The following is a 3,816-nucleotide window of genomic DNA, read 5'->3' on the forward strand; positions in this document are numbered from 1 at the left end:
TGTCACTTGCTGCTGGTAGGTTTCGCGGATGGACGCACACCTGCCGACTCCCCTATCGTTGATCGCCGAGGACCTCTCCGACCGTATCGGATTCGATGAGCAATTCCTTGACCTGAGGGTGCCCATCCCGACCCTGGAGGGCGTCGAAACCGTCCTACTCCCGTACACGAATTTCTCGGTCCTCATGCGACCGGATAAGCGCCTGGCCGCGATCACCGCGCTCGGCATCGACGGCGAGAAACTGATGGACATTTCCCGCTCCGGTATCGACTGGCGGCTGGATCCGCGGATCCCCGAGGATCAGCAGACCGGGGAACGGGTCTACGCACGTAACGACATCGACCGCGGACACCTCGTCCGCCGCGCCTCCGCCGTCTGGGGAGACACTCGGGACCATGCCGCCCAGGCGAACGAAGACACGTTCCACTTTACGAACGCCGCACCCCAGGCCGCCGGGTTCAACCAGAGCCTCGAGCTGTGGCTGGGACTTGAAACGTACCTGTTGGAGAACGCCACCGATTATCGCCGGCGCTTAATCGTGTTTACCGGCCCGATCTTCAGCGACCTCGACCCCGTCTACCGGGGCGTGGAGATCCCACTGCAGTTCTTCAAGGTCGCGGTCTTCCTCGTGGAGGGCGAGCTGGCCGCCACCGGGTACATCGCCGACCAGACACCACACCTCACCGACCTGCCCGAGATTCCCCCACGGGGAGTGATTGATGACCCTCCCCCACTGGGGCCGTTCCGGACCTTCCAAGTACCTGTCCGGGACATCGCAACACTGACAGGACTGGACCTGACGGGGCTCATCACTGTGGACCGGATGCCAATCGCAGCATCACTGCCCAGCGCCCAAGTGACCTCGACACGGCGGGAACTCACCAGCCCCGAAAACCTCGACCTGGACTTCGACCTCCGCGATTAGCTAAAGATCGGTGGGTAAAGGAACCGGGGGCGTCGGCCCGCTCGGCACTGGTACCGATGGCAACACAGGCGGCAAGACCGGCGGCAGTTCGGGTGGCAGTACGGGTGGGTCACTCGGCAGGGGTACCGGTGTGGTCGGAACCGGGGTCGGGCTGGTCGATGGAGGCACCGGTGAGGGCACAGGTGCAGGTACCTGTTCAGGCGGCGCGGGGGGCGCTGTCGGAACGCCCGGAGCCGGATCCGGAACCGGCGGGTCAGGCACCACAGGAGCCGGCTGCCGTGGAGGGGCAGGAAGCACAGGCGCCGGGACGGGCGGGACAGGCGCGGGGTTAGGGGCGTCGGGCAGCACGGGGACTGGTTGCCGTGAAGGTACTGGCATCAGGGGCGCTGGAGCGGAAGCCCGCGGGGGCCGTATGGGCGCTGGCTGTGGTGTTAGTGCTGGTATCCGTGGAGCGGTGGAGGGTTGTTCTGGCGCTGATGCGGGTGTGGGGGCTGGTGGTCGTTGTTCCTGGGCCGTGATTCTGGCTTCCAGGCCTGCCCGTAGGGCTTGAAGGGCGGTGTGGATGCGGTCCCGTCGCTCGGCGGGAACTGATCCGTTGTTGGTCAGGACCTCGAGCCGGAGAGCGAGGCCGTCGAGGGTTTCTAGTGATGCACTGTAGTCCTCATTGATGGTTTGCCGGGTCACGGTCAGGACCTCTGCCTGAAGTTGCTCCGCAGCGAGGCCGTTGTAGTCCTGTGCCCCAGTGCATCCGGCAAGCACCACAACTAATAACGCCCCCGCCGCCGTCGCTGCCTTCTTGCGGGTCCGGTGGAAGCGATGAGTCTCGTTGGTGCGGCGGGTGGCCATCAGGGGTCCACGCTTTCCTGCAGGTCGGTGAGGAGTTCGCCCAGTTCCCCGGACGCTGGCGGGTAGTTCACGGGAACGGGTTGAGCCTGTCCATCAACGACCAGCATCAACAGCACGACGGTCAGGAGGATGCTGATGAGTGCTGCTAGAACAATCAGCGCCCACCGCAGCACAGGCTTTCGACGGTGTTCTGGCACCACTGGATGGGGTTGCGTCGTCGTGTCGGTGGCGGTGCCAATTTCGAGCGATTCGGTGGTGGGAGAGGACGACGAAGTGTCGTTCCGCAGTGACCCGGCGGGTGCCGGTCCTGTGGTTGTGTCTTTTCCCTCGGCGCCTACGAATCCAGAAACGACGTCCACGGGCCGGGTCAGGTCGCCGTTGTCCGGTTCCACCGTTGTACCGGGAAGAAGGTGGGCCGCCGGTTGAGCAATGAGGTGTGCTCCGGTCTGGAAGTCGTCTTCGGTCCCGAAAAGGGCGTTGTTGTGAAGTGTCGCCGAAACGTCGGCAGCAGTTGGCCGGGCCATAGGACCTTGGGCAGTCATGCGGGTGAGTAGTTGCACCCAGGGTTCGCCGAGGGTTTCCGGGACCTCAGGGTTGCGGTGCAGGCGCGCTACGGCTGACGCGGCGGCCGGACCAGGGAACGCTGTGACTCCTGTCAGGGTTTCCAGCAGGACCAGCCCGAGGGAGTAAACATCGCTGGCTGAAGTGATGGGGCCGCCCTGGGCCTGTTCGGGGCTGAAGTACGCGGCCGTTCCGACGGACTGCCCGGTAGCGGTGAGGCGGGATTGGTCAAGAATCCGGGCGATGCCGAAGTCTGTGAGCTTGTATCGGGTCCTGCCGTGGAGATTCTCATCGTTCGAGATGAGGATGTTGGCCGGTTTCACATCTCGGTGAATGATTCCGCGTCCGTGAATGTCGGCCAGGGCGTCGGCGATCCCGACTCCCAGGGTAGCCGCCGTGGCCGAGGCAAACGGTCCCTGGTGCTTGGCGCGTTGCAGATCCGTTCCCGGGATCAACTCCATCACCAGGTACATTTGCGGATGCAGAGTGCTGGTATCTGTGCCGATATCAAAGACAGTCACGAGGTTAGGGTGACTCAAGCCCGCCAGGACCCTGGCTTCACCATGGTGGCGCTGGATGGTCTCTTGCGTCGTTGAAGCTGACCGGAAGACTTTCACGGCAACTTCCCGGCCCAGCAGTTCATCCGTGGCCTGATAGACAGAGGCCATGCCGCCCTGGCCGAGCAGGACACCCAAGGCATACCGGTCCCCGAGAACGGCGGCACCTTGTGACCGAGAATCACCCGCTGGATGGGCAGTGTCGAGCCCAACGCCTTTCAGCTCATCCCCTGCACCACTCATTTTGTGACTCTATCGACAATTTGCGCTCACGGGTTGACCTGTTCACGGCGCTTCGGTCGGATAATGAGAATCCAACTTCCCTGACGGCGCCCGATTTCTTTCGTTACTGTCAAGGCCGCTGCCCTGTCTCGCGGCATTTCTGAACTGGGGATTTTGGTTCTTGGAGGTCCTTCAACTGCTGGGAGCCTCCGGTGGTGAGGGTCGGTCCTGTCGCACAGCGACAGGCCCACACTGGAAGAGGTCGGGTAGCTATTTCGCGGCCCTGGCGCTTTTGCTGGTCTGGAACGGTGCAGCGATCTCGGCTAATGGGACGCCACGTTGTTGGCGATAACACTCGTTGTCGTGATCGATGCACGTTGCTGTCACGCCGGCCAAACGATCAGATGGTGGCTGCTGTTGTCCGTTGGTGGAAAATGCGTCTCGGGCACTGTGGCGCTGCAATGGCCGCCGCCCAGGGGTGCCCCGCGTCGGGGGTAGCGGGAGATGACTGTGAAGCGGGTTCGTACGTTTTTCGATGAGCTCACGGGAAGGGGCCGACGACGGCTGGGGGGAACCCTGGTCTCAAGAGAGTTCCGTAACGTCGCCGACCCGTTCCGGGATCTTCCGCAGTACACGAAAGATGGCCTGCGCTGACCTCCCGCTCGCGGCGGCGCAACCTTCTAGCCCGGGGTTTTCATGAGGGTG

The 3,816-nt window shown here is 63.4% G+C and carries 2 protein-coding genes; one reads left to right on the forward strand and one right to left on the reverse strand.

The genetic code is table 11. The features are described 5' to 3' along the window. Nucleotides 1-28 precede the first annotated feature (28 nt). Entirely contained in the window at nucleotides 29-925 is an 897-nt protein-coding gene (locus Y705_RS0101405; RefSeq protein ID WP_026531575.1) for a DNA/RNA non-specific endonuclease, read from the forward strand. 845 nt (nucleotides 926-1,770) lie between these two features. Here Y705_RS0101405 and Y705_RS0101410 read toward each other — a convergent pair. Further along, nucleotides 1,771-3,132: a serine/threonine-protein kinase gene (locus Y705_RS0101410; protein WP_081737687.1), complete on the reverse strand. Its 1,362-nt coding sequence runs from the start codon at nucleotides 3,130-3,132 to the stop codon at nucleotides 1,771-1,773. Nucleotides 3,133-3,816: the final 684 nt, after the last annotated feature.

Source organism: Arthrobacter sp. H41, assembly GCF_000520535.1.
Lineage (GTDB): Bacteria > Actinomycetota > Actinomycetes > Actinomycetales > Micrococcaceae > Arthrobacter_D.

Excerpts from the sequence above, each read along its gene's own strand:
- Y705_RS0101405 (WP_026531575.1), top strand. The coding sequence starts at position 29 with ATGGACGCACACCTGCCGACTCCCCTATCGTTGATCGCCGAGGACCTC.
- Y705_RS0101410 (WP_081737687.1), bottom strand. The coding sequence starts at position 3,132 with ATGAGTGGTGCAGGGGATGAGCTGAAAGGCGTTGGGCTCGACACTGCC.